Genomic DNA, 22,800 nt, shown 5'->3' on the forward strand with positions numbered 1-22,800 from the left:
CTCGGGGCCCTGCTGGTGCCCCTCCTCGCGCTGGGCCTCCTGGGCGCCGCGCCGGCCGCCCACGCGGCGTACCCCACCCTGTCCGTCGGCTCCAGCGGCCCCGACGTGACCGCGGTGCAGCACCTGCTCACCCACCACGGTCGCTCGACCGCGGCGGACGGGCAGTACGGCTCGGGCACCGCCGCCGCCGTCACCGACTTCCAGTCCGCGAACGGTCTCGCCGCCGACGGCGTGGCCGGTCCGGCGACGCTGGGAGCGCTCGTCGTGACGGTGCGCCAGGGCGACTCCGGCCCGGCGGTCCAGGCGCTCCAGGTGCTGCTCAACGCCCGCGGCGCCGGCCTCACCGCCGACGGCGCGTTCGGGCCGGCGACCGACGCCGCGCTCCGCTCGTTCCAGTCCGCGCAGGGCCTCGCGTCCGACGGCATCGCCGGGCCGCAGAGCTGGTCGGCCCTGTTCGGCTCCGGCTCGACGCAGCCGCCCGGTGACACCTACGCGTCGCTGAGCGAGGAGCAGAAGGCCAACGCGCGCACGATCATCGGCGTCGGCAAGGGTGCCGGTGTGCCCGAGCAGGGCTGGGTGGTGGCGCTCGCGACGGCCATGCAGGAATCGACGCTCGTCAACGTCACCTACGGCGACCGCGACTCGCTCGGCCTCTTCCAGCAGCGGCCCTCGCAGGGCTGGGGCACCGAGGCCCAGGTGCAGGACCCGGTGCTCGCGTCGAAGGCCTTCTACGGCGTCGCGTCGCACACGCCCAACGCCGGCCTGCTCGACATCGCCGGCTGGGAGTCCCTGTCGGTCACCGAGGCCGCTCAGGCGGTGCAGCGCTCGGCCTACCCCGACGCCTACGCGAAGTGGGAGCCGCTCGCGCGCGACATCGTCGCCAACGAGTCGGGCACGGCGCCCATCGGCTGACCGCACGTCCGGCACCCGCACGGGTGGCGCCGCGGCCGGTGGGGGCCGGCCGCGGCGTACGCTCGAGCAGGTGACCGAGACACCGACCGCGCCCGCGACCCCGGTCCTGCCCGCCGGCGCGGTGCACCTCACCCTCGACCACGACTTCGCCACCGCGGTGCCGGAGCTCGCGCTGCCCTGGCGGGCGGCCGAGGCCCCCGACCCCCGGCTCGTCGTCCTCGACGACGACCTCGCCCGCGACCTGGGCCTCGACCCCGAGGAGCTGCGCTCGCCGGACGGGGTGCGCCTGCTCGTCGGCGCGGCCGTGCCGGAGAGCGCTCACCCGGTCGCGCAGGGCTACGCCGGCCACCAGTTCGGTGGGTTCTCGCCGCGTCTCGGCGACGGCCGCGCCCTGCTGCTCGGCGAGCTGACCACGCCCGCCGGCGAGGTCCGCGACCTCCACCTCAAGGGATCGGGCCGCACCCCCTTCGCCCGCGGCGGCGACGGTCTCGCCGCGCTCGGACCGATGCTGCGGGAGCACCTCGTGAGCGCCGGCATGCACGCGCTCGGCGTGCCGACGACCCGCTCGCTCGCGGTCGTCGCCACCGGTCGTCACGTCCAGCGCGACGCGGTGGAGCCGGGTGCCGTGCTGGCGCGCGTCGCGGCCAGCCACCTGCGGGTGGGGAGCTTCCAGTACGCCCGCACCAGCGACGACCCCACCCTCCTGCGTCGCCTCGCCGACCACGCGATCGCGCGGCACCACCCCCACCTGGCCGGCACCGACGAGCCCTACGCGGGCCTGTACGGCGCGGTGGTCGCCGCCCAGGCGCGGCTGGTCGCGCAGTGGGTGCTGCTGGGCTTCGTGCACGGCGTGATGAACACCGACAACATGACGATCTCGGGGGAGACGATCGACTACGGGCCGTGCGCGTTCGTGGACGCCTACGACCCCGGCGCCGTCTTCAGCTCGATCGACACCGGCGGGCGCTACGCCCTCGGCAACCAGCCGGCGGTCGCCCAGTGGAACCTCGCCCGGTTCGCGGAGGCGCTGCTGCCGCTCCTCGACGACGACCAGGACGTGGCGATCGCCCGGGCGACGGAGCTGCTCGGGACCTTCCCGGGGGAGTACGTCGCGGCCTGGGCCTCCGGGATGAGGGCGAAGCTCGGGCTGGTCGGGCCGGAGGAGGGTGGCCCGACGGACGAGGAGACGCTCGAGCTGGCGGAGGGCTGGCAGGGCGTGCTCGCGTCGGGGCGGGTCGACTGGACGTCGTCGTTCCGCGCCCTGGCCGACGCGGCCCGCGGCAACCCGGAGCGGCTGCGGGGGATGGTGCTGGACCTGCCCGAGCTGGACGCCTGGCTGGAGCGGTGGCGCGCGCTCGGGCCGGACCCCGCTGCGATGGACCGGGTGAACCCCGTCTACATCCCGCGGAACCACCTCGTCGAGGAGGCGCTCGCCGCGGCCCGCGAGGGGGACCTCGAGCCGACCGCGCGACTGCTGGAGGCGCTCGCCGCGCCGTACGAGGAGCGGCCGGGGCTGGAGCGCCACGCCGCGCCGTCGCCGGACGGTCTCGAGGGGTACCGGACGTTCTGCGGGACGTGACGCGCCCCGGCGCCAGGAGTGTCGGTGCCCCGTGCTGGGATGCCTGACGTGGTGGACGTGGTGGACGTGGGGAACGCGACGAGACGGGCCCGGGGCGGTGCCGGTGCCGAGGCGCCTCGCCGGTTGGTGCGCCTCGAGGGGTCCGTCACGGTGCCCCGGCTCGACGAGCACCAGCAGCGGGTCGTCGACCACCCGGGGGGCCCGCTGCTCGTGCTGGCCGGCCCGGGCACGGGCAAGACCACCACGCTCGTCGAGGCGATCGTCGACCGCGTCGAGAACCGGGGCGTGGACCCGTCCGAGGTGCTCGCGCTGACCTTCTCCCGCAAGGCGGCCGAGCAGCTGCGGGACCGGGTGACCGCGCGGCTGGGACGCACGACGGGCGCCGCGATCTGCTCGACCGTGCACTCGTTCGCCTACGGCCTCGTGCGGCGGTACTCGCCGCCGGAGCTGTACGCCGCGCCGCTGCGCCTGCTCTCCGCGCCGGAGCAGGACGTGGTGCTGGCCGAGCTGCTCCACGACGCGCCCGAGGCGGTGCGCTGGCCCGACGGGCTCAACCGGGCGGTCGGCACCCGCGGGTTCACGCGCGAGGTGCAAGCGGTGCTGTCACGAGCGCGGGAGAAGGGCCTGGAACCCGAGGACCTCGTCGCGCTCGGCGCGGCGCACGGGCTCGGCGAGCTGACCGCGGCGGGGCACTTCCTGGAGGAGTACCTGAACGTGCTCGACGCCCACGGGGCGATCGACTACGCCGACCTCGTCCGCCGCGCGGTCATCGAGGCCGAGGTGCACCGCGACGAGCTGCGCGCGCGGTTCTCCTGCGTGTTCGTGGACGAGTACCAGGACACCGACCCGGGGCAGGTCGACCTGCTGCGCGCGCTCGCGGGCGACGGGCGGGACCTGGTCGCGGTCGGTGACCCCCACCAGTCGATCTACGCCTTCCGTGGCGCCGACGTGCGCGGGATCCTCGACTTCCCGCGTGCCTTCCCGCAGGCCGACGGGTCCCCGGCGCCGGTCGCCGTGCTGTCCACGACGCGCCGGTTCGGCCCCCGGGTGCTCCGCGCGGCGAGCTCCGTCGCCTCCCGGCTCAGCCTCGCCGGCAGCATCGACCCCGACGCCCGGCGGGCGTTCGCCGCGCCGGTGGCCGCCACGGGCACGCCGCGCGGCCAGGTCGACGTGCTGACCTTCGACACCGAGCGGGCGGAGGCGGAGCACGTCGCCGACCTGCTGCGGCGCGCGCACCTGGAGGACGGGGTGCCGTGGAGCGAGATGGCCGTGCTGGCCCGTTCGGGGCGCGCCACGCTGCCGGCGCTGCGGCGCTCGCTGGCGGCGGCGGGCGTGCCCGTGGAGGTGGCCGCCGACGAGCTGCCCCTCGTGCGCGAGCCGGCCGTGGCCGCGCTGCTCGCCGCGGTCGACGCGGTGGTGCACCTCGAGACGCCGCCGGGCGAGCCCGGGCACGTCGACGGGGCGTCGGTCGAGCAGCTCCTCATGTCGCCGCTCGCCGGCCTCGACGCGGTCGAGGTGCGCGGGCTGGCCCGCCACGTCCGGGCCGTGGAGAAGCGTCGCGTGGCGGAGGCCGGAGGCGCTCCGCGTGCGTCGACGGACCTGCTCCGCGAGGCGGTCCTCGTCGACGGGGCCCTCACGGATCCCGACGTTCCCGGTGCGGCCAAGGCCGCGGTGCTGGGTGCCCTGCTGCGTCGCGCCCGCGCACGGCTCGACGACGGGGGCACGGCGGAGGAGGTGCTGTGGGAGCTGTGGGACGGCACGTCGTGGCCCGAGCGGCTCCGGCGCTCCGCGCTGCGGGGCGGTCCGGCGGCACGGCGGGCGCACCGCGACCTCGACGCGTTGTGCGCCCTCTTCGACGCCGCGGCGAAGCTGGAGGAGCAGCGTGGCCACAGCGGGGTCGCGGGATTCGTCGCGACCCTGTCCGCCCAGGAGATCCCCGGCGACTCGCTCGCCGACCGAGGGGTGCGGGGCGAGGCGGTGCGGCTGCTGACCGCCCACCGCTCCAAGGGTCTCGAGTGGCGCGTGGTCGTGGTGGCGCACGTGCAGGAGGAGGGCTGGCCCGACCTGCGGCGCCGGGCCTCGCTGCTGGGCCCGGACCGCATCGGGCGCCGCGAGGACGGCCTGCTGCCACCCCCGGGCGTCCGGGAGGCGCTCATGGAGGAGCGCCGGTTGTTCTACGTGGCGTGCACGCGCGCCAAGGAGCGCCTCGTCGTGACGGCGGTGCGCTCCGGGGACGACGACGGCGAGCAGCCCTCGCGGTTCCTGGCCGAGACCGGCATGCCGGTGCTCCACCGAGCGGGGCGGCCGGGCCGCCCGCTCTCGATGGCCGGCATGGTCGCCCACCTGCGGCGCACCGCGGCCGACCCCGACCGGCCGGACGCCGTGCGGCGTGCCGCCGCCCGACGGCTCGCGCGGCTCGCGGCGGCGCAGGACGAGCAGGGCCGTCCCCTGGCCCGGGGTGCCGACCCCGGCACCTGGTGGGGCACCCGCGGCCTCACCCACGCCGAGACGCCCGTGCGCCCGGCGGACGAGCCGCTCCGCATCTCGGCGAGCACGCTCGGGTCGGTGCTGACGTGCCCGCTCCGGTGGTTCCTCGAGCGCGAGGCGGGCGGGAGCCAGGTCAGCAGCGCCTCGCAGGGCTTCGGCCTGGTGCTCCACGCCCTCGCCGAGAAGGTGGCCCGCGGCGAGCTGCCGGCGTCCCCCGAGCGCGTCGACGAGCTCATGGCCCACGTCGACGAGGTGTGGCCGCAGCTCTCCTTCCGCACGCCGTGGTCGGGTGCCCGCGAGCGCACGGAGGCGCGGGCGGCACTGCTGCGCTTCCTGCGCTGGCACACGCGGCCCGACGCGCGCGCCCTGATCGGCGTGGAGCAGGCGCTGCGGGCCGAGGTGGTGCTCGGCGGCGAGCGCATCGTGGTGCACGGCTTCGCCGACCGCCTCGAGCTCGACGACCAGCACCGGGTGGTCGTCGTGGACCTGAAGACGGGGAAGTACCCGCCGACCGCTGCCGAGGTCGCCGAGCACCCGCAGCTGGGCCTCTACCAGCTGGCGGTCGACACCGGCGCCGCCGATGGCCTGGTGCCGCCCGAGCGCCGGCCGCTGCGCGCAGGGGGCGCCGAGCTCGTCCAGCTGCGCAAGGAGACGAGGGGCAGCGTCAAGGTGCAGGCGCAGCCGCCGCAGGAGCCGGACGAGACGGGCGTGCGGCTGGTCGAGGCCCAGCTGCTGCACGCGGCGACGGTGATGCGCTCGGAGCAGTTCGGGGCACGGCCCGGCGGCCACTGCGACACGTGCGCGTTCGTCGCCGTCTGCCCGGCCCGCGGAGCGGGGACGGTGCTCTCGTGACCGCGCGCGAGCCGATCGCGATCCCCGACCCGCGCACGCTGCAGCGGGTGATGAAGGCCGACTTCCCGGTCAGCGACGAGCAGTGGGAGGCGGTCAGCGCCCCGCTGGAGCCGGCGGTCGTCGTCGCCGGAGCGGGGTCGGGCAAGACGACGCTGATGGCGGCGCGGGTGGTCTACCTCGTCGCCACCGGCCAGGTGCGCCCCGAGCAGGTGCTCGGCCTCACCTTCACCACCAAGGCGGCGCGCGAGCTGTCGGTGCGGGTGCGCGACGCGCTCGAGGTGGCGGGGTACGGCGCGGGCGACCCCGGTCCCGCGTCCGACGACGAGGCGGAGTTGCTCGAGCCCACGGTCGCCACCTACAACGCCTACGCCGCTTCGCTGCTCACGGAGCACGGGCTGCGGATCGGGCACGAGCCCGACACGCGCGTGATGGCGGACGCCTCGCGCTACCAGCTCGCGGAGCGGGTGGTGCTGCGCCACCGGCGTCCCGTCGAGCTGCTGAGCGACCACCCCGCGACCGTGGTCGGCAACATCGTGGCCCTGGAGGGCGCGTTGTCGGAGCACCTCGTGACGCCGGCCGACGTGCGGGCCTTCCACGCCCGCGAGGTGCCGCGCTTCGAGGCGAGCCTCGCGACGTCGCGGGCGAAGAAGCCGATCGAGGAGGTGCTCCACGCGATCCGCCGGCGCGAGGAGCTGCTCGACCTCGTGGAGGAGTACCAGGCGCTGAAGGCCCGCCTGGGGCTCATGGACTTCTCCGACCAGATCGCCCTGACCGCGCGCCTCGCCGACGAGCACGCGGACGTGGGACAGGTCGAGCGGGACAAGTTCGCCGTCGTGCTGCTGGACGAGTACCAGGACACCTCGGTCGCGCAGGCCCTCCTGCTGAGCCGGCTCTTCTCGGGGCCGGACGCGGCTCGCGGCCGTGGGCACGCGGTGACCGCGGTCGGCGACCCCAACCAGGCCATCTACGGCTGGCGCGGGGCCTCCGTCTCCAACATCCTGGGCTTCGGGTCCGACTTCCCGACCGCCGACGGCCGCAGCGACGTGGCGACGTACACCTTGACGGTCAACCGGCGCTCCGACCGGCGCATCCTCGCGTCCGCCAACCACCTCGCCGGGCCGCTCTACGCGGCGTACGCCGGGGTGCGTCCCCTGCGGCCGCCGCCCGAGGCGGCGGACGGGACGGTGCGGGTCGCCGTCCACGACACGTACGACGACGAGCTCGCCTGGCTCGCCGACGAGGTGCTCGCCGTGCACGGCCGGGGCACCGCGTGGGCGGAGATCGGCGTGCTGACGCGCGACAACAAGCACGCCGCGGACGTCTTCGACGCCCTCACGGCGCGCGAGGTCCCGGTCGAGATCGTCGGCCTCGCCGGCCTGCTGCGGCTGCCCGAGGTGGCCGAGGTGGTGGCGACGCTGACCCTCCTCCACGACCTCACCGCCAACGCCGCTGCCCTCACCCTGCTGATGGGTCCCCGCTGGGCGATCGGGCCCCGCGACCTCGCGATCCTCGGGCGCCGTGCCCACGACCTGGCGGCGGGCGACGACACGGGGCCGCGCGCCGCGGTGGCCGACTCGTTGGCCGCGGCGGTCGAGGGGGCCGACCCGACCGAGCTGTCGTCCCTCTGCGACGCCCTGGAGTCGCCGGGGGAGGCGCCGGACTACGCCTACTCGGCGGCGGCCCGCACCCGCATCGGCCTCCTCGCCGGGGAGCTGCGGATGCTGCGCACCCACGTGGGGGAGCCGCTCCTCGACCTCGTGCGGCGCATCATCGACACCTGCGGGATCGACGTCGAGCTGGCGAGCGCGACGTCGCCGTCCGCGGCGGCGCGGCGGGACAACCTGGACATCTTCGTGCGGGCGGTGGCCGACTTCCAGGCGATCGACGGTGACGTCAGCCTGGGGGCGTTGCTGGCCTACCTCAGCGCGGAGGACGAGATGGGCACCGGTCTCGACGTGGCGACGCCGACCGAGGCGGACTCGGTGAAGCTGCTGACCGTCCACCGGGCGAAGGGCCTCGAGTGGGACGTCGTGTTCCTCGTCGGCGTGGGGGAGGACAAGTTCCCCACGAAGCAGACCCGCACCCAGTGGATCACCGGCCCTTCCGTGCTGCCGTCACCGCTGCGGGGCGACGCGCGGGACGTGCCGCAGCTCGCCGGCTACGAGAAGCCCGACCTCGAGGGTTTGCGCGAGGCCGCCCGGGCGCACGAGGCGATGGAGGAGCTGCGGCTGGGCTACGTCGCGTTCACCCGTGCGCGCCACGAGCTGGTCGCCTCGGCCTACCTGTGGACGGAGACCCGGGCCTCCCCGGTCGGACCGTCGCCCTACCTGCAGCCCCTGGTGGCGGTGCTCCAGGACGCGGGCCGGGAGCCGGAGCGTTGGGTCGAGCGGCCCGAGAAGGGGACGCCGAACCCCCTCAAGGCCGAACGCCCGCCCGTGCCGTGGCCCGTCACCGAGCACACCACCGAGGCGGAGCGCCGCATCGCGACGGCGGCAGTGGTGCTGGCGGAGCAGCGTCGCCTCGCCGACGGCGAGACCGGCCCGGAGGACGACGCGGACCTCGACCTGGTCGGCATCGCCGAGGCCGCCGAGTGGGACGACGAGATCGATCGCCTGCTCGCCGAGGCGCGTCGTGACAGCCGCCCGGTCCTCGAGGTCCCCGTGCCGTCGAGCCTGTCGGCGACCTCGCTCGCCCGGCTCCGCGACGACCCCGAGGTGATGGCCGGCGAGCTGGCGCGGCCGATGCCGCGTCCGCCCTCGACGACCGCCCGGTTCGGCACGCGCTTCCACGGCTGGGTCGAGGCGCGCTTCGGCCAGCAGGACCTCTTCGCGGAGGAGGAGGTCTGGGGCCAGGGCGACGCCGACATCGACGGCGACGAGGACCTGGCGGAGGTGGTCGCCGCCTTCGAGGCGGGGCCGTTCGCGGACCGGCCGCCGCACGCGACGGAGGCGCCGTTCGCGCTCGTGCTCGCGGGCCAGGTCGTGCGCGGTCGCATCGACGCGGTCTACGCGGAGCCGGCGGGCTCCGACGCGGACTTCCTCGTGGTCGACTGGAAGACCGGTCGGTCGGGTCGCGCCGACCCGATGCAGCTGGCGGTCTACCGCCTCGCCTGGGCGGAGCTCCACGGACTGCCCCCCGAACGGGTGCGGGCCGCGTTCTGCTGGGTACGCACGGGCCAGCTCGTCGAGCCGCGCTCGCTGCCCGACCGAGCGGCGCTGGAACGACTGGTCACCGACCTGTAGGCGCTCGGGCCCACCGCCGTAGGCTCGCGGGGTGAATGACCGCGTCGACGACTCCCGTCCGCTCCCGCAGGTGGCCCTCTCCTCCTTCGCGCACGACCGCCACGGCCTCGAGCGCACCGACGCCGACTGGCTGGCGCGGGCGTGGTCGGACCCGACGACGCGCGTTCTCGCGATCGCCGGCAACCGCATGCTGGTGCGCGACGGCGCCCCGGCGTGGCTCCCGGTCGCCGAGCTCCCGGCCGTCGCGCAGGAGGAGGGCGCGCTGCGCCTCCTCGTCGGGGAGCACGAGGGGGCGACGTACTTCGCCGCCGTGGTCGACCCCGCCCGCGCGCCGCACCCCGCCGAGCAGTGGCAGGGCACGCGCGACGTGCTGGAGGCGGTGCTGGAGTCCGAGCGGGGACCGCTGCTGCTCCACGCGATGGGGATGGCGGAGTGGCACTGGGCCACCCGGTTCTGCGTGCGCTGCGGCGGCCCGCTGACGGCCTCGCACGCCGGTCACGTGCTCGTCTGCTCGTCGAAGAAGGGGTGCGGGCGGCAGCACTTCCCCCGCACCGACCCGGCCGTCATCATGCTCGTCACCGACGGGGAGCCGGGCAGCCCCGAGGAACGCTGCCTGCTGGGGCACGCCCAGGTGTGGCCCGAGGGGCGGTACTCCACGCTGGCGGGCTTCGTCGAGCCCGGCGAGACGTTCGAGGACGCCGTGCGGCGCGAGGTGCAGGAGGAGACCGGCGTCGGGGTCGGCGCGGTGACCTACGTCGGCAACCAGCCGTGGCCGCTGCCCGCCAGCCTGATGATCGGCTTCCGGGCACGGGCCGCCACGACGGCGATCGACGTCGACGGGGCCGAGATCGCCCACGCGGCGTGGTTCACCCGCGACGACATCGCGCGCGGGCTCGCCGACGGCTCGCTCCTGCTGCCGGGCCCGGTGTCCATCTCCCACGCGCTCATCCAGGGCTGGTACGGCGCGCCCCTCGCCACCAGCTGGTGACGAGGGGCGGGTCGGCTCGGGTCGGCTCGGGTCGTGCCCGGGGGGACCTGCGCGCTCAGCCGGCGAGGGCGGCGAGCTTCTCCTTGACCTGGGCCAGGCTCGGGTTCGTCTGGGCGGAGCCGTCGGAGTAGACGAGCGTCGGCACGGTCTGGTTGCCGTTGTTGACCTTCTCGACGAGCTCGGCCGCGTCGGGCTGCTGCTCGATGTCGACCACGTCGTAGGTGATGCCCTCGCGGTCGAGCTGCCCGCGCAGGCGGTGGCAGTAGCCACACCACGGCGTGCTGTACATCGTGAAGGTCGCGCTCATGAGACTTGCCCCTCGGATCGGTGGTGGATGGTCGTGCAGGCGTCAACAATCAGCGCCACGCCGATCATCCCGCACCGACCCTGAGGCCGGTGACGCCCCTCGCCGCGGGTGCGCTGGTGCGCGGGGCGGTCGTCGGACGGCCGCTGGGCCATGAAATGTGCAGCCGGGGTCGGTCCCGGGCCACGCCGGGTGCACCAACCGCACAGTGCTCGCCCCCGGCGGGGCGGCGTCCCCGACCCCCGCCGCGGACGTCATGCGGTGCGGCGTCCGTGCCCCCCTCGCGGACGTCATGCGGTGCGGTGCCCCCGGCCACCGGGATGCATGACGTCCGGGTGAGGGGCCGGGGTGTGAGTGGGTCGGGGTGTGGGTCGTCGGGTGGCGGGTGGGTCGTCGCGTGGCGGGTGGGTCCGCCGGGGGTGGCCGGGCGTGGCCGGGCGTGGCCGGGCGTGGCCGGGTGGGGCCGGACGGCCGCTGGACCACGAAATGTGCAGCTGGGGTCGGTCCCGGGCGACGCCGGGTGCACCAACCGCACAGTGCTCGCGCCCGGCGGGGCGGCGTCCCCGACCCCCGCCGCGGAGGTCATGCGGTGCGGTGCCCCCGGCCGCCGGGACGCATGACGTCCGGCGCCCGGGCACCGCGCACGCAGGACTGTCACCGGCGGCGTCTAAGGTCGGCGACGCCTGCACGTCGTTGACCTCGGAGGACCACCCACCATGCCTGCCACGCCGTCGCCCGAGGCGCTGCTCGCCGCGCTCGACCCGGAGCAGCGTGCCGTCGCCGAGGCGCTCCGCGGTCCCGTGCGGGTGCTCGCGGGGGCCGGCACCGGCAAGACGCGCGCGATCACCCATCGGATCGCGTACGGCGTGGCGTCGGGGGTCTACGCGCCGACCGAGGTGCTGGCCGTGACCTTCACGACCCGGGCTGCGGGGGAGATGCGCACCCGTCTGCGCGACCTCGGGGCGCCGGGGGTCCAGGCGCGCACCTTCCACTCGGCGGCGCTGCGGCAGCTGCGCTACTTCTGGCCCCGCGTCCACGGCACCGAGCTGCCCGAGCTGGTGCAGTCGAAGCTCGGCATCATCGGTCCGGCGGCCCGCCGCCTGCGGATCGGCACCGATGCGGCCCTGTTGCGCGACCTCGCCGGCGAGGTCGAGTGGGCCAAGGTCAGCAACGTGTCGCCGGAGAGCTACGAGCGGATCGCCCCGGCGCGTGGCCGGTCCGTCAACGGGCTCGACGCCGCGTCGGTCGCCCGTCTCCTCGATTCCTACGAGGAGACGAAGCGCGCGCAGGGTCGCATGGACATGGAGGACGTCCTGCTCTGGACCGCCGGGCTCCTGGCGGAGGACGAGCGGGTCGCCGCGCAGGTGCGCCGGCAGTACCGGTGGTTCGTCGTCGACGAGTTCCAGGACGTCTCGCCGCTGCAGCACGCGTTGCTCGAGCTGTGGCTCGGTGGCCGCGACGAGGTGTGCGTGGTGGGCGATCCCGCGCAGACGATCTACAGCTTCGCGGGCGCGGACGCGACGTACCTGCGTGACTTCCACAAGAACCGCGACGGCGTGACGTCGGTCGAGCTGGTGCGCAACTACCGGTCGACGCCCCAGATCGTGGGGGCCGCCAACAGCCTGCTCGCGGGCACGTCGAGCGCCGGGGTGCGGCTCCGCGCCCAGCGCGAGGCCGGGCCTGAGATCAGCACGCGTCTCCTCCCCGACGAGGTCGCCGAGGCGGAGGCCGCGGCCGCCGAGGTGGTGCGGCTGCGCGACGCCGGCACCTCGCTCGCCGAGATCGCGATCCTCTTCCGCATCAACGCGCAGTCGGAGGTCTTCGAGGAGGCCCTGGCGGCTCGCCAGGTGCCCTACGTCATCCGCGGCGCGGCTCGCTTCTTCGACCGCCCGGAGGTCCGCCAGGCCGTGACGCTGCTCCGCGGCACGGCGCGCTCGGGTGCCGAGGACGGCCTGGTCGAGGGCGTTCGCGGGGCGCTCGCCAGCATGGGCTGGGCGCCCACGCCTCCCGAGGCGCGCGGCCAGACGCGCGACCGCTGGGAGTCCCTCCAGGCGCTGGTGGACCTCGCGGAGTCGGTGCGGGCGGCCGACACCTCGACCACGCTGGCTGCGTTCGTCGAGGACCTCGAGCGGCGCGCTGCGGAGCAGCACGCCCCCGTGGCCGACGGCGTCACCCTCGCGACCCTCCACGCCGCCAAGGGCCTCGAGTGGGACGTCGTGCTGCTCTGCGGCATCCACGACGGCGCGCTCCCGATCACGTACGCCGAGGGTCCCGCCGCCATCGAGGAGGAACGCCGCCTGCTCTACGTGGGCATCACCCGGGCTCGACGGGAGCTGTTGATCTCCTGGGCGAGCGCCCGGCAGCCGGGCGGGCGCGGGTCCCGCAAGCCGTCGCGGTTCCTCCGGCCGATCGCGCCGAGCGCCTTCGACGAGCAGGCCGGTCCCGGCGGCGGGGGGCGGAGCAAGAAGACGTCCCGCAAGGCCGTCCACTGCCGCGAGTGCGGCAAGCCCCTCGACACGGCCGCCGAGAAGAAGATCGGCCGCTGCAGCGACTGCCCGTCGTCCTACGACGAGGAGGTCTTCGAGCGCCTGCGCGACTGGCGCCGGCAGCGGGCGGCTGCGGAGAGCGTCCCGGCCTACGTCCTGTTCACCGACGCCTCGCTGCAGCTGGTGGCGGAATACCTGCCGCGCACGCCCGAGTCGCTCCTCAAGGTCAACGGAGTGGGGCGTTCCAAGCTCGAGAAGTACGGCGACGACGTGCTCGCGGTCGTCGCGGGGGAGGCTCCGCCGGGGCTGGCGGACGACCCGTCGTGAAATGAGTCAGAAAATGAATTGCCCATGACAGAACTGCCGGGGTAGCGTCACCCGCAGTCCTGACCGCACCGCGCATCCCGGCCCTGGCACGGCCCGCGCACGAGAAGCAACCTGAGGAGGTGGCATCCATGGAGATCTACACCAGCACCACGTGGCAGCAGTCGAACGACGCTGCGTGCGTCCTCGGAGGCCACCGTGCCCCGGTTGCCCTCGGCGCCGTCGTGGCGTCCGCGGGTGACGTGCGTCTGCGTGCGGGCGACCGCGGCATCGCGGCGATCGCTGCCGCGGCGGAGCCGATGGGCGCGAAGGCCCGTGCCTTCGACGCGCCCGAGGCGTTCGACGCGACCTACGCGTTCGGAGGGTTCGACGCGTTCGCCGCCCCCGCCACGCGGACCCACGCCTGGAGACCACCGGTCTGAGCTAGCTCAGTCGGCGCCTCCAGGCCACGGTCCCCCACAGGGAACCGTGGCCTTTCTGTTTCCCGCCCACCCACGAAGGTCGACGAAGGAGGTGACGACATGACCGTCCACGAGCTGATGCCGCACCCGGACGTGGCGCTGACCGCGCTCCACGACGCGGCGGACCAGGTGGACCCGCGCTTGCTGCCGTGCCGCAACGGCGACGCCGAGCTCTGGTTCGCCGAGTCCCCGACCGACGTCGAGGCCGCCAAGGCCCTGTGCCAGGACTGCCCCGTGCGGGCGCTCTGCCTCGACGGCGCCCTGGAGCGCCGCGAGCCGTGGGGCGTCTGGGGAGGAGAGCTCTTCGCCCAGGGGGTGGTGATCCCCCGGAAGAGGCCCCGAGGACGGCCCCGGAAGAACCCGGTGGCCGCGTGAGCCCGCCAGGAGGAGTCCGGACCCGTCCGCACGACCGAGCAGCACCCACCGCAGCACCTACCGCACCACCCCGTCCCGCACGACCCGACCAGACGTCCCAGGAGGACCCGATGGAGCTCATCCGACCGCTGATCGACCGGCCCCGCGCCGTGGCCACCGCCTTCGGAGCAGTGACCGCGTGACCACCCCGACCCCCACCTCCGTCACCACCAGCCAGAACAGGAACGCCGAGATGCAACTTCTCAACGAAGAATTGGCCCGGGCACAGTCAGCCGAGCTGCTCCGCGAGGCGGAGCAGCGCCACCAGGTGCAGCGACTCCTCGCCGCGCGTCGCCTCAGCCTCCGGGCCGAGGCCGCCGCGCAGCAGGTGCGCCTGAAGCTCGCGCGCTCGCTCTGACGCGTCGGCCCCGGACCGAGGGGGCCGTGCGCCCGAGCACCCGATCACCACGACGGACCCGTCGGGCATCAGCCCGGCGGGTCCGTCCCGTCCTGCCAGGAACACCCGCACCACGGATGGCGTGGCCACGCCCGCACCTCGTCGGGATCGTCGGGGAAGACCTCCACCGTCGCCGACCAGGTCAGCGGGACGCCGCCGTCGACGTACCGCACCACGTCCCGGGCCGCCACCGCAGCCCCGAGCGCCAGCCCGACCGGGTCCACCGGCGGTGGCAGCACGCCGGGCGGTGATCCCGTCGACTGGGCCAGCACCACCGGGTGCTGGGGATCCTCCTCCCGGAGCGCCGCGTCGATGCAGCGGAGGCACGCGGTGGTCCCGGCCGCCACGAACGGCCCGACCCGCACCCGGTCGGGCAGCACCGCGAGCCACAGGTGGTCACGGCCCGCACGCACGAGCGCGTCCGACGCGGCGCGGTCGGGCTCCCCGACCGTCACGACCACCGCCACGGCTCCTGCCGCGCCGTCCGTCGGGGACAGCGCCGCGCCGTCGGTCGTGCACGTCACCAGGGCCCGGCGCAGCAGGCCGACGAGCGGTCCCACGTCCACCTCGCCGTCCACCGCCACCTCGACCGCCACGCCGTGCCGTCGCCGCGCCTCGGCGCGAGCCGCACCCTGGTCGGGGTCGGCGGCGAGCACGGCCGCGACGCCGGCGGCTCCACCGGCGACGGTCCGGTCGGCCGCCTGGGCTGCGGCCAGGGCGCTCGTCGCGTCGACCACGAGGGCGCCGCGCCGCAGCCGTTCGTCGGCCAGTCGGACCCGGGCCGACCAGGACGTCGCCGGCCCGAGCAGGTCCTCCGGGTCGGTGCCGTTGCGTCGAGCGGCGAGCAGGCGTCGTACGTCTCCGGCGTCCGGCACGGTCGTCGCTGCCGCGCCCGGGAACCCCACCTGCAGGAGGCCGTCGGTGCGGCGCGCGACGTGGGCCCCGGGCCGCAGGAGCATCGGTCGCGAGGAGTGCATGCGCGGCACCCTGGCACGATCGCCGCTCCGGCCGTCGCCGCTCGTCCACAGGCCCGGCCCTCGTCCACAGGCCCGTGGTGGGCGGTGTGGCCCGGGCGGGGATCGTCGGTGGGCGTCGCTAGCCTGCGTCCATGACCAACCTCACCACCGAACGGCTTCCCCACCTCCGCATCGAGCGCCACGACGACGGGGTGGTCGAGCTGGTGCTCGACAACCCCGACCAGCGCAACGCCATGTCGGCCGAGATGACGGCGTCGTGGGGCAGCGCGATCGACGGCCTGGTGGGCGACCGCTCCGTGCGGGTCGTCGTGGTGCGCGGCGAGGGGTCGGCGTTCTGCTCGGGCGGCGACACCTCGTGGATCGCCTCGGAGCCCGACGCGTCGGTGGACCGGCTGCGAGCGCGGATGCTGCCGTTCTACCGCACGTGGCTCTCGGTGCGGAGGCTCGAGGTGCCGACGATCGCGGCGCTCAACGGCCCGGCGATCGGTGCGGGGCTGTGCATCGCGCTCGCCTGCGACATCAGGTACGCCGCGCGTGGCGCCAAGCTCGGCGTGCCGTTCGTCGGCCTCGGCATGCACCCCGGGATGGCGACGAGCTACCTGCTGCCCGACGTCGTCGGCCCGGCCCACGCCCGCGACCTGGTCCTCACCGGTCGGCTCGTGCGGGACGAGGAGGCGGTGGCCCTCGGGCTCGCGTCCCGGGTGATCGACCCGGAGGTGTTCCTCGACGAGGTGCGCGCCGCGGCCCACGGCATCGCGGCGACCGCGCCCCAGCCGAGCCGACTGGCGACGTTGGCGCTCCGCTCGCGTCACCACGACCTCGAGGCGGCCCTGCAGTGGGAGGCGATGGCGCAGCCGATCACGCTGGCGACGGAGGACCTCCAGGAGGGCATCGCGGCCGCACGCGAGCGGCGGGTCCCCCAGTTCCGGGACCGTTGAGGCCCGGGGACGAGCGAGACCCCCGGTGCCCGCGCCACCGGCCTTCCCCTTGCCTGTGGCACGAGCGCCCGGGGGCCTCGTCCCCGTCAACGCTAGGGGCTCCGACGGCCGGGGTCAACGCCCCGTCCACCGGAGGTGCCGCCGGTCTTCTCCACCGCTGTGGATGAACCTGTGGACGACGTGTGGAACGGTGTGTGGAGATCCGTCAGGATCGGTGGACGAGCTGGGGAGGAGCGGTCATGACGGAGGCGTACGACGCGGGTCCGGTCGCAGCGCTGCGCCGCATCGCCTTCCTGCTGGAGCGGGCGCGGGAGGACACCTACAAGGTGAAGGCCTACCGCGCGGCTGCGGCCGCGGTGCTGCAGCTGGGCGACGACGAGCTGGGCCGACGCGTCGGCGACGGCACGCTCACCGAGCTCCCGGGGATCGGCGCCAGCACCGCGGCGGTGGTGACCGAGGCGGCGCGCGGGCGCCTGCCGCGACGCCTGGGTGACTTGGAGCATCGGCTCGGCGGTCCCCAGACGGCGGGCGGCCACGCCCTGCGCGCGGCGCTCCGCGGCGACCTGCACTCCCACTCCGACTGGTCGGACGGCGGGTCGCCGATCGAGGAGATGGCGATGACCGCGATGGAGCTCGGCCACGACTACCTGGTGCTCACCGACCACTCGCCGCGCCTCAAGGTCGCGCGGGGGCTGAGCGCCTCCCGGCTCGCTCGGCAGCTCGAGGTCGTCGACGCGGTCAACGAGCACCTCGGCGGCGCCACCTCGGCGGCCCCGGAGGGGTTCCGCCTGCTCAAGGGCATCGAGGTGGACATCCTCGACGACGGGGGCCTCGACCAGTCCGACGAGATGCTGGAGCAGCTCGACCTGCGGGTCGCGAGCGTGCACTCGAAGCTCCGGATGGACAGTCGGCCGATGACGCGCCGCATGGTCGCCGCGGTGCGCAACCCGTTCGTGAACGTGCTGGGGCACTGCACGGGTCGGCTGGTCACCGGCGGCCGGGGCACCCGGCCGCCGTCGACGTTCGATGCCGAGGAGGTGTTCGCCGCGTGCGTCGAGCACGACGTCGCCGTCGAGATCAACGCCCGGCCCGAGCGACGTGACCCGCCGACCGCGCTGCTCGAGCTCGCGCGGGACCTGGGCTGTCTCTTCTCGATCGACTCCGACGCACACGCTCCCGGCCAGCTCGACCTCCAGGTGCACGGGTGCGAGCGCGCCGAGGCGGCGGGCATCGACCCGGACCGCATCGTCAACACGTGGTCGCGCGATCGGCTGATCTCCTGGGCGCGGCCCCGGTGAGGCGCTAGCGTCGGCCCATGGCGCGTGGGGCGGGTGACGGGGAGGCCGAGGGACCGGCCACCGCGGACGGCCCTGCCCCCGAGGTCGAGGTGCGACGCTCGCGTCGCCGCCGGCGCACCGTCTCGGCGTACCGGCAGGACGGCCGCGTGATCGTGCTCGTGCCCGCGTCGCTCTCGGCGCGGGAGGTCGACCGCTGGGTCGTCGAGATGGTCGGGCGGCTCGACCGGGCCGACGAGCGTCGACGCCCGACGGAAGACGCGCTGATGGCGCGAGCCACGCGGTTGAGCGACCGCTACCTGGGCGGCCTCGCCCGGCCGACGTCGGTGCGGTGGGTCGACAACCAGAACTCGCGCTGGGGCTCGTGCACGCCCGGCGACGGCACCATCAGGCTCTCGACGCGCCTGCGGGGGATGCCCGCGTGGGTGGTGGACTACGTGCTGGTGCACGAGCTCGCCCACCTGCTGGTGCCCGGCCACGACGCCGACTTCTGGGCCTGGGTGGCCCACTACCCGCAGGCCGAGCGTGCCCGGGGTTACCTGCTCGGCTGGTCGGCGGCGAGCAACGTGGAGCCCCCGGAAGACCCCGAGGACCCCGAGGACCCCGACGACCTCTGATCGAGGCGGGCGCGGGCCAGCGCGACGGCCGCGACCAGCTCGGGCTCGGGCTCGGGGAGCGCGTCGACCGGCCACCAGCGCACGTCGAGCGACTCCTCGCTGACCGCGGGGTCGACGCGGGCGTCGGCCACTACGAGGTAGCGCACGTCGAGGTGGTGCACGACCTGACCCTCGTCGAGGCCCGCGGGCCGGCAGAACGGCACCGGGTGGGGGGAGAGCTGCACGGGTGACGGGTCGATGCGGAGGCGGTCGGCTGCGATGCCGGACTCCTCCACGGCCTCGCGGTACGCCGCCCCCGCGAGCGTCGCGTCGGACTCCTCGCAGTGTCCGCCCAGCTGGAACCACAGGCCCGCCTTGGCGTGCAGCGTCAGCAGCACGTGGTCACCGGACGCGTCGAGCACGACGGCACTCGCGGTCAGGTGGTCGGGCACGCTCCGCCGCAGCACCCCGTCCGCACGGGCGTCGAGGTGCGCGACGTACCGGCGGCGCAGCCGCTCCTGGTCGGCGTCGGGCGCACGCCAGCCGGCGAGGGCCGCGCGCGCGTCGGCGTGGAGGCTCACGCCCGGTCGTCGGGTGAACCGGGGGAGTCCTCGCCGTCGCCCTTCTCGCCCCCGTCGAGGAGGTCGCGGAGGGCGGCGTCGAAGTCCTCGTCGCTGCTCGTGCCGAGCTCGTCGGTGGTGAGCGCGTCCTCGCGGAAGCCCAGCGGGTCGTCGAGGTCGGCGGCGGTGGGGAGCAGGTGAGGGTGCATCCAGACGCCGTCGCGTCCCTCGGCTCCCTGGCGCTGGCGCAACGAGCCCCACAGGGTGGACGCGTCGCGCAGGCGGCGCGGGCGCAGCTCGAGTCCGACGAGGGTCGCGAAGGTCTGCTCAGCCGGACCGCCGCTGGCGCGGCGGCGGCGCACGGCCTCGGCGAGCTTCGTCGCCGACGGCATGCGGTCGGCGGTCGCCTGGCCGACCACCTCGTCGACCCAGCCCTCGACCAGGGCGAGGGTCACCTCGAGGCGCTCGAGCGCCGCTTTCTGGGCGGGGGAGGCCTCGATCTCGAAGAGCCCGCCCTCCATGGCCTGCTGGAGGTCGGCGAGGTTGGACGGGTCGATGTTGCCGAGCTGGCCCTGCAGGCGCTCCTGGATGGCGCCCATGTCGATGTCGATGCCGCGGGCGTAGTCGGCCACGGCGCCGACGAGGTGGTCCCGGAGCCACGGCACGTGCGCGAAGAGGCGCTGGTGGGCGGCCTCGCGCAGCGCGAGGTAGAGGAGCACGTCGCCGGCGGGCACGTCGAGCCCCTCGGCGAAGGCGGCGATGTTGGCCGGCACGAGCGCGGCCTTGCCGGTCGGGCCCAGGGGAAGACCGATGTCGGAGGCGCTCAGCACCTCGCCGGCGAGGGCGCCGACGCCCTGCCCGATCTGCGACGCGAGCATCGCGCCGGTCGCACGGCCCATCATCTCGACGAGGGGACCGCCCATGGCCTTGGCCTGCTCCGGGAGGGCGTCGCCGATGGATCCGACGGCCTGCGCCGCCATCGGCTCGACCAGGACCTTCCAGACGTCGGTGGTGCCGACGACCCACTCGGCGCGGCTCCACGCCGCGGTCGAGGTGACCCCGCTGGAGAAGTCCGTGGTCGCGTCGAGCCACAGGTCCGCGAGCCGCACGGCGTCGTCGACCGCGGCCTGCTGGGCCGTGGTGGTCGACGGGTCCGGGGACGCGGCGACCTGCTTGCGCGCGATGTCGGTGGCGAGGTTCCAGTTCAGCGGCCCGTCGTGCGGCTGCATGAAGGCCTGCATCTGCTGCATGATCGCGGACAGGTCGGGCATCCCACCGGCGCCACCGGCGCCGCCCAGGAGCCCCCCGAGCCCGCCGGCGGAGAAGATCTGCTCGAACGGCGTGCCGCGGAAGGGGTTCTGGTCGTCGCCGGGCTGCTCGCCGTGGGGATCTCCGGGCTTGTCGTCCATGGGTCCCACGGTACTCGTCGTCGCACAGCCGCCGCCCCGTCGATCCCGGATCGCTAGCATCGGGTGGTGACCACTCCTGCCGCGCCCAGCGCGTCCCCGGGCGACGTCGTCCGCCTCGTCGCCGTGCAGGACACGGCCCTCTCGATCGACGAGGTGGTCGCCGCCCTCGACCACCCGGCGGCCGGCGGGGTCGACCTCTTCATCGGCCGGGTCCGCGACCACGACGGCGGGCAGGAGGTCGGCGCGCTGGAGTACACGGCCCACCCCGGCGCCCTCGCAGCGCTCCACGAGGTCGCCGCCGAGGTGGCCGCCGAGTTCGACGTGGAGGCGCTCGCCGTCGTCCACCGCACGGGCGCGCTCGAGGTGGGCGACCTGGCCGTCGTGCTCGGCACCGCGGCGGCGCACCGCGGGGTCGCCTTCGACGCCACGCGCGCGCTCATCGACCGCCTCAAGGCCCGGGTGCCGATCTGGAAGCACCAGCGCTACGCCGACGGCTCCGACTCCTGGGTCGGCACCCCCTGACCGTCGCCCGGTGCTCCCACCGGTACGGCGCGGGTCCGCCGCGGGGCGTGGGCCGCGGCGTACGCTCCCGGCGTGGAGATCCTGCTCTGGCTCGTGCCGCCGGCCGTGGTGACGGTCGTCGCCATGGTGTGGGTGTCGTGGCTCGGTCGGGAGCGCTCGGCGCCCGATCGTCACGAGCAGGTACGCCGCATCGGCAGCGCCCTCGAGCAGCCGCCCCGCGCTGGTTACGCCGTGCCGCCGTCACGTCGTGATCGCAGCACGGGCGTCGCCGTCCGTCGTCCGGGGGCGGACTGAGCGGACCGGCCGCCCGGACCCTTGCGGTCATTTGAGAGGCTAGGGCCATGACCCAGCGGACCCTGGCGGGAATCGTCGCCGTGCCGCTGGTGGTCGCGCTCTGGGCCGCGGCCTTCTTCCTGCCCGCCCCGTTCGTGACCTACTACCCGGGCCAGACCGCCGACCTCATCGGCGACGAGGACGGCGCGAGCATCACGGTGGAGGACCACGAGGTCTACCCGCCCACCGCGGGGGAGCTGCGGATGACGACGGCGAGCATCACCCGCCCGGAGACCAAGCTGACCCTGGCGGAGGCGCTCCTCGCCTGGCGGGACCCGGACGCGTCCGTGCGTCCCTACGACACGGTCTACACCGAGGACGAGGACGACGAGACCTCGGCCCAGGAGTCCGCGCTGCAGATGACGAGCTCGGTCGACGTCTCCGTCGCGGTGGCGCTCGAGGCGCTCGACATCGACGTGACCTCCACGGTGCAGGTCGGAGCCGTCGAGGACGGGTTCCCCGCTGCCGGGGTGCTGCAGCCCGGTGACCTCATCCGCGCCGTCGACGGCGAGGAGCTGACCGATCCGGCGCAGCTCGGCGACATCGTGCGGCGTGCCGGCGTCGGTGCGCAGTTCGACGTGACCGTCGAGCGGGACGGCACCGAGCGCGAGGTGCAGATCTCGTCGGTCGCCGACGAGGACGACCGCACCGGCGAGACGGTGGCCCGCATCGGGATCACGCCCCTCCAGGGCTTCGAGTTCCCGTTCCCGGTCACGCTGACGCCGCCGCCCGGCATCGGGGGCTCGAGCGCCGGCACGATGTTCGCGCTCGCGGTCTACGACTACCTGACGCCCGGCAACCTGACGGGCGGGCTGGACATCGCCGGCACCGGCACCATCTCCGTCGAGGGCGACGTCGGTCAGATCGGTGGCATCCAGCAGAAGATCCCCGGCGCCCGGGACGCAGGGGCCGACGTCTTCCTCGTGCCCTCCGCCAACTGCGGCGAGGCGCTCCAAGCCGCCCGGGGCTCGATGCGCATCGTCGCGATCGACACCTTCGACCGGGCGGTCTCCACCGTCGAGGCGCTCGCCCAGGACCCCGACGCCGATGTGCTGACCTGCGAGGACGTGGTGGGATGACCAGCTTCGACCCGAACGACCCGGTGGACCCGCGCGCGTTCGACGGCGTCGTGGGCAGCAAGCGGAGCGCTGACCTCGACGCCGGTCTCGACACCGACCCGGCGCTCGCCGCTGCCGTGCTGGAGCTCGAGACCCACGCGGCGACCGAGGGCTGGGGTCAGCCCGCCCGGCTCTACGCGCTCGTCGACACGGCACTGCTCGCCGCGCAGGCCCCCGGTCTCGCGGCGGCGATGGGTCTCGACGAGGACGACGCGGCGGGCTCGCTGACCCCGGTCGAGCAGGACGAGCTGCCGGGCGACGTGTCCTTCGAGTCGGCCGTCGCCGAGATCGCCTGGCCGCCGCAGGTCGCCGGCTGCGCAGCCACGCTCGAGCGGCTCGTCCTGCCTCCCGAGGTCGACCCCGAGATCCCCGCCGACCCGGCCGCGGCCGCGGAGTTCGCGCGCTCGCACCCGCTCCGCCAGGAGGTCCGCATGGTCGTCGGCGTCACGCGCGCCGGCGCGGCGTACTGCGCCCTGCGCATGCGGTCGCACGACGACGAGCACTCCGTGGTCGGAGGCACCGACCTGGTGCCCGGCCTCGTCCAGCTGCTGTCCACCACCTTCGACGACACCACCTTCGACGACGAGGAGCACCACACGTGAGCGA

Annotated in this window: 20 protein-coding genes; 16 read left to right on the plus strand and 4 right to left on the minus strand. The window is 75.1% G+C overall.

Going from position 1 to position 22,800, the window contains the following annotated elements:
- Positions 1 to 15: 15 nt before the first annotated feature.
- From G3T38_RS15535 to nudC, 5 genes are all read left to right on the plus strand, one after another.
- The gene (locus G3T38_RS15535) at positions 16 to 912 is read left to right on the plus strand and encodes a peptidoglycan-binding protein (protein WP_163773233.1); all 897 of its coding nucleotides are present in this window, start codon (positions 16 to 18) and stop codon (positions 910 to 912) included.
- Between the two features lie 70 nt (positions 913 to 982).
- The gene (locus tag G3T38_RS15540; RefSeq protein ID WP_338037692.1) at positions 983 to 2,491 is read left to right on the plus strand and encodes a protein adenylyltransferase SelO; all 1,509 of its coding nucleotides are present in this window, start codon (positions 983 to 985) and stop codon (positions 2,489 to 2,491) included.
- Between the two features lie 39 nt (positions 2,492 to 2,530).
- Positions 2,531 to 5,830 carry an ATP-dependent helicase gene (locus tag G3T38_RS15545; RefSeq protein ID WP_163773234.1) on the plus strand — a complete coding sequence of 1,100 codons (3,300 nt, stop codon included), beginning with the start codon at positions 2,531 to 2,533 and terminating at the stop codon, positions 5,828 to 5,830.
- Entirely contained in the window at positions 5,827 to 9,072 is a 3,246-nt protein-coding gene (locus tag G3T38_RS15550) for a UvrD-helicase domain-containing protein (RefSeq protein ID WP_338037693.1), read from the plus strand. Before G3T38_RS15545 ends, G3T38_RS15550 begins: the two co-directional genes overlap by 4 nt.
- A gap of 31 nt (positions 9,073 to 9,103) precedes the next feature.
- Complete coding sequence (gene nudC, locus G3T38_RS15555; RefSeq protein WP_338037694.1) at positions 9,104 to 10,060, plus strand: NAD(+) diphosphatase; 957 nt, start codon at positions 9,104 to 9,106, stop codon at positions 10,058 to 10,060.
- A 55-nt stretch (positions 10,061 to 10,115) separates the two neighbouring features.
- Here the strand turns inward: nudC and G3T38_RS15560 are convergent, their stop codons facing one another.
- On the minus strand, positions 10,116 to 10,367 hold the full coding sequence (locus tag G3T38_RS15560; RefSeq protein ID WP_163773235.1) for a mycoredoxin: 252 nt from the start codon (positions 10,365 to 10,367) through the stop codon (positions 10,116 to 10,118).
- Between the two features lie 713 nt (positions 10,368 to 11,080).
- Between G3T38_RS15560 and G3T38_RS15565 the strand changes: the two genes are divergently transcribed.
- The 4 genes from G3T38_RS15565 to G3T38_RS15580 all read left to right on the plus strand — a co-directional run bounded on the left by G3T38_RS15565 (position 11,081) and on the right by G3T38_RS15580 (position 14,407).
- Positions 11,081 to 13,177 carry an ATP-dependent DNA helicase UvrD2 gene (locus G3T38_RS15565; RefSeq protein WP_163773236.1) on the plus strand — a complete coding sequence of 699 codons (2,097 nt, stop codon included), beginning with the start codon at positions 11,081 to 11,083 and terminating at the stop codon, positions 13,175 to 13,177.
- 128 nt (positions 13,178 to 13,305) lie between these two features.
- Entirely contained in the window at positions 13,306 to 13,596 is a 291-nt protein-coding gene (locus G3T38_RS15570) for a hypothetical protein (protein WP_163773237.1), read from the plus strand.
- 99 nt (positions 13,597 to 13,695) lie between these two features.
- Positions 13,696 to 14,010, plus strand: a complete 315-nt coding sequence (locus tag G3T38_RS15575) for a WhiB family transcriptional regulator (protein ID WP_163773238.1) — start codon at positions 13,696 to 13,698, stop codon at positions 14,008 to 14,010.
- A gap of 178 nt (positions 14,011 to 14,188) precedes the next feature.
- Positions 14,189 to 14,407 (plus strand): hypothetical protein, encoded by a 219-nt coding sequence (locus G3T38_RS15580; RefSeq protein WP_163773239.1) that lies wholly within the window; start codon positions 14,189 to 14,191, stop codon positions 14,405 to 14,407.
- A 68-nt stretch (positions 14,408 to 14,475) separates the two neighbouring features.
- Here G3T38_RS15580 and G3T38_RS15585 read toward each other — a convergent pair whose 3' ends face one another.
- On the minus strand, positions 14,476 to 15,423 hold the full coding sequence (locus G3T38_RS15585) for a hypothetical protein (RefSeq protein ID WP_163773240.1): 948 nt from the start codon (positions 15,421 to 15,423) through the stop codon (positions 14,476 to 14,478).
- Between the two features lie 131 nt (positions 15,424 to 15,554).
- Here G3T38_RS15585 and G3T38_RS15590 point away from each other — a divergent pair, with 131 nt between their 5' ends.
- The 3 genes from G3T38_RS15590 to G3T38_RS15600 all read left to right on the plus strand — a co-directional run bounded on the left by G3T38_RS15590 (position 15,555) and on the right by G3T38_RS15600 (position 18,273).
- Positions 15,555 to 16,361 carry an enoyl-CoA hydratase/isomerase family protein gene (locus tag G3T38_RS15590; protein ID WP_163773241.1) on the plus strand — a complete coding sequence of 269 codons (807 nt, stop codon included), beginning with the start codon at positions 15,555 to 15,557 and terminating at the stop codon, positions 16,359 to 16,361.
- A gap of 239 nt (positions 16,362 to 16,600) precedes the next feature.
- Entirely contained in the window at positions 16,601 to 17,659 is a 1,059-nt protein-coding gene (locus G3T38_RS15595; RefSeq protein ID WP_163773242.1) for a PHP domain-containing protein, read from the plus strand.
- A gap of 17 nt (positions 17,660 to 17,676) precedes the next feature.
- Positions 17,677 to 18,273 (plus strand): M48 metallopeptidase family protein, encoded by a 597-nt coding sequence (locus G3T38_RS15600; protein ID WP_174268075.1) that lies wholly within the window; start codon positions 17,677 to 17,679, stop codon positions 18,271 to 18,273.
- Here G3T38_RS15600 and G3T38_RS15605 read toward each other — a convergent pair.
- Together G3T38_RS15605 and G3T38_RS15610 are read right to left on the minus strand one after the other, a co-directional pair.
- Entirely contained in the window at positions 18,192 to 18,833 is a 642-nt protein-coding gene (locus G3T38_RS15605; RefSeq protein WP_163773243.1) for an NUDIX domain-containing protein, read from the minus strand. The two genes, G3T38_RS15600 and G3T38_RS15605, sit on opposite strands and share 82 nt — an antisense overlap.
- On the minus strand, positions 18,830 to 20,221 hold the full coding sequence (locus G3T38_RS15610; protein ID WP_163773244.1) for a zinc-dependent metalloprotease: 1,392 nt from the start codon (positions 20,219 to 20,221) through the stop codon (positions 18,830 to 18,832). The genes G3T38_RS15605 and G3T38_RS15610 overlap by 4 nt, the downstream gene beginning before the upstream one ends.
- Positions 20,222 to 20,287: 66 nt before the next feature.
- Here G3T38_RS15610 and G3T38_RS15615 point away from each other — a divergent pair, with 66 nt between their 5' ends.
- The 4 genes from G3T38_RS15615 (at position 20,288) to G3T38_RS15630 (ending at position 22,796) form a co-directional block, all read left to right on the plus strand.
- Positions 20,288 to 20,743, plus strand: coding sequence for a molybdenum cofactor biosynthesis protein MoaE (locus G3T38_RS15615; RefSeq protein ID WP_338037695.1), 456 nt, complete (start codon positions 20,288 to 20,290; stop codon positions 20,741 to 20,743).
- Positions 20,744 to 20,815: 72 nt separating this feature from the next.
- Positions 20,816 to 21,037, plus strand: coding sequence for a hypothetical protein (locus G3T38_RS15620; RefSeq protein WP_163773169.1), 222 nt, complete (start codon positions 20,816 to 20,818; stop codon positions 21,035 to 21,037).
- 47 nt (positions 21,038 to 21,084) lie between these two features.
- Positions 21,085 to 22,155 (plus strand): YlbL family protein, encoded by a 1,071-nt coding sequence (locus G3T38_RS15625; RefSeq protein WP_163773246.1) that lies wholly within the window; start codon positions 21,085 to 21,087, stop codon positions 22,153 to 22,155.
- Entirely contained in the window at positions 22,152 to 22,796 is a 645-nt protein-coding gene (locus G3T38_RS15630; RefSeq protein WP_241728945.1) for a PPA1309 family protein, read from the plus strand. Before G3T38_RS15625 ends, G3T38_RS15630 begins: the two co-directional genes overlap by 4 nt.
- Positions 22,797 to 22,800: the final 4 nt, after the last annotated feature.

Origin of the sequence: Nocardioides zeae, from assembly GCF_010686755.1 — a bacterium.
Classification (GTDB): domain Bacteria; phylum Actinomycetota; class Actinomycetes; order Propionibacteriales; family Nocardioidaceae; genus Nocardioides; species Nocardioides zeae.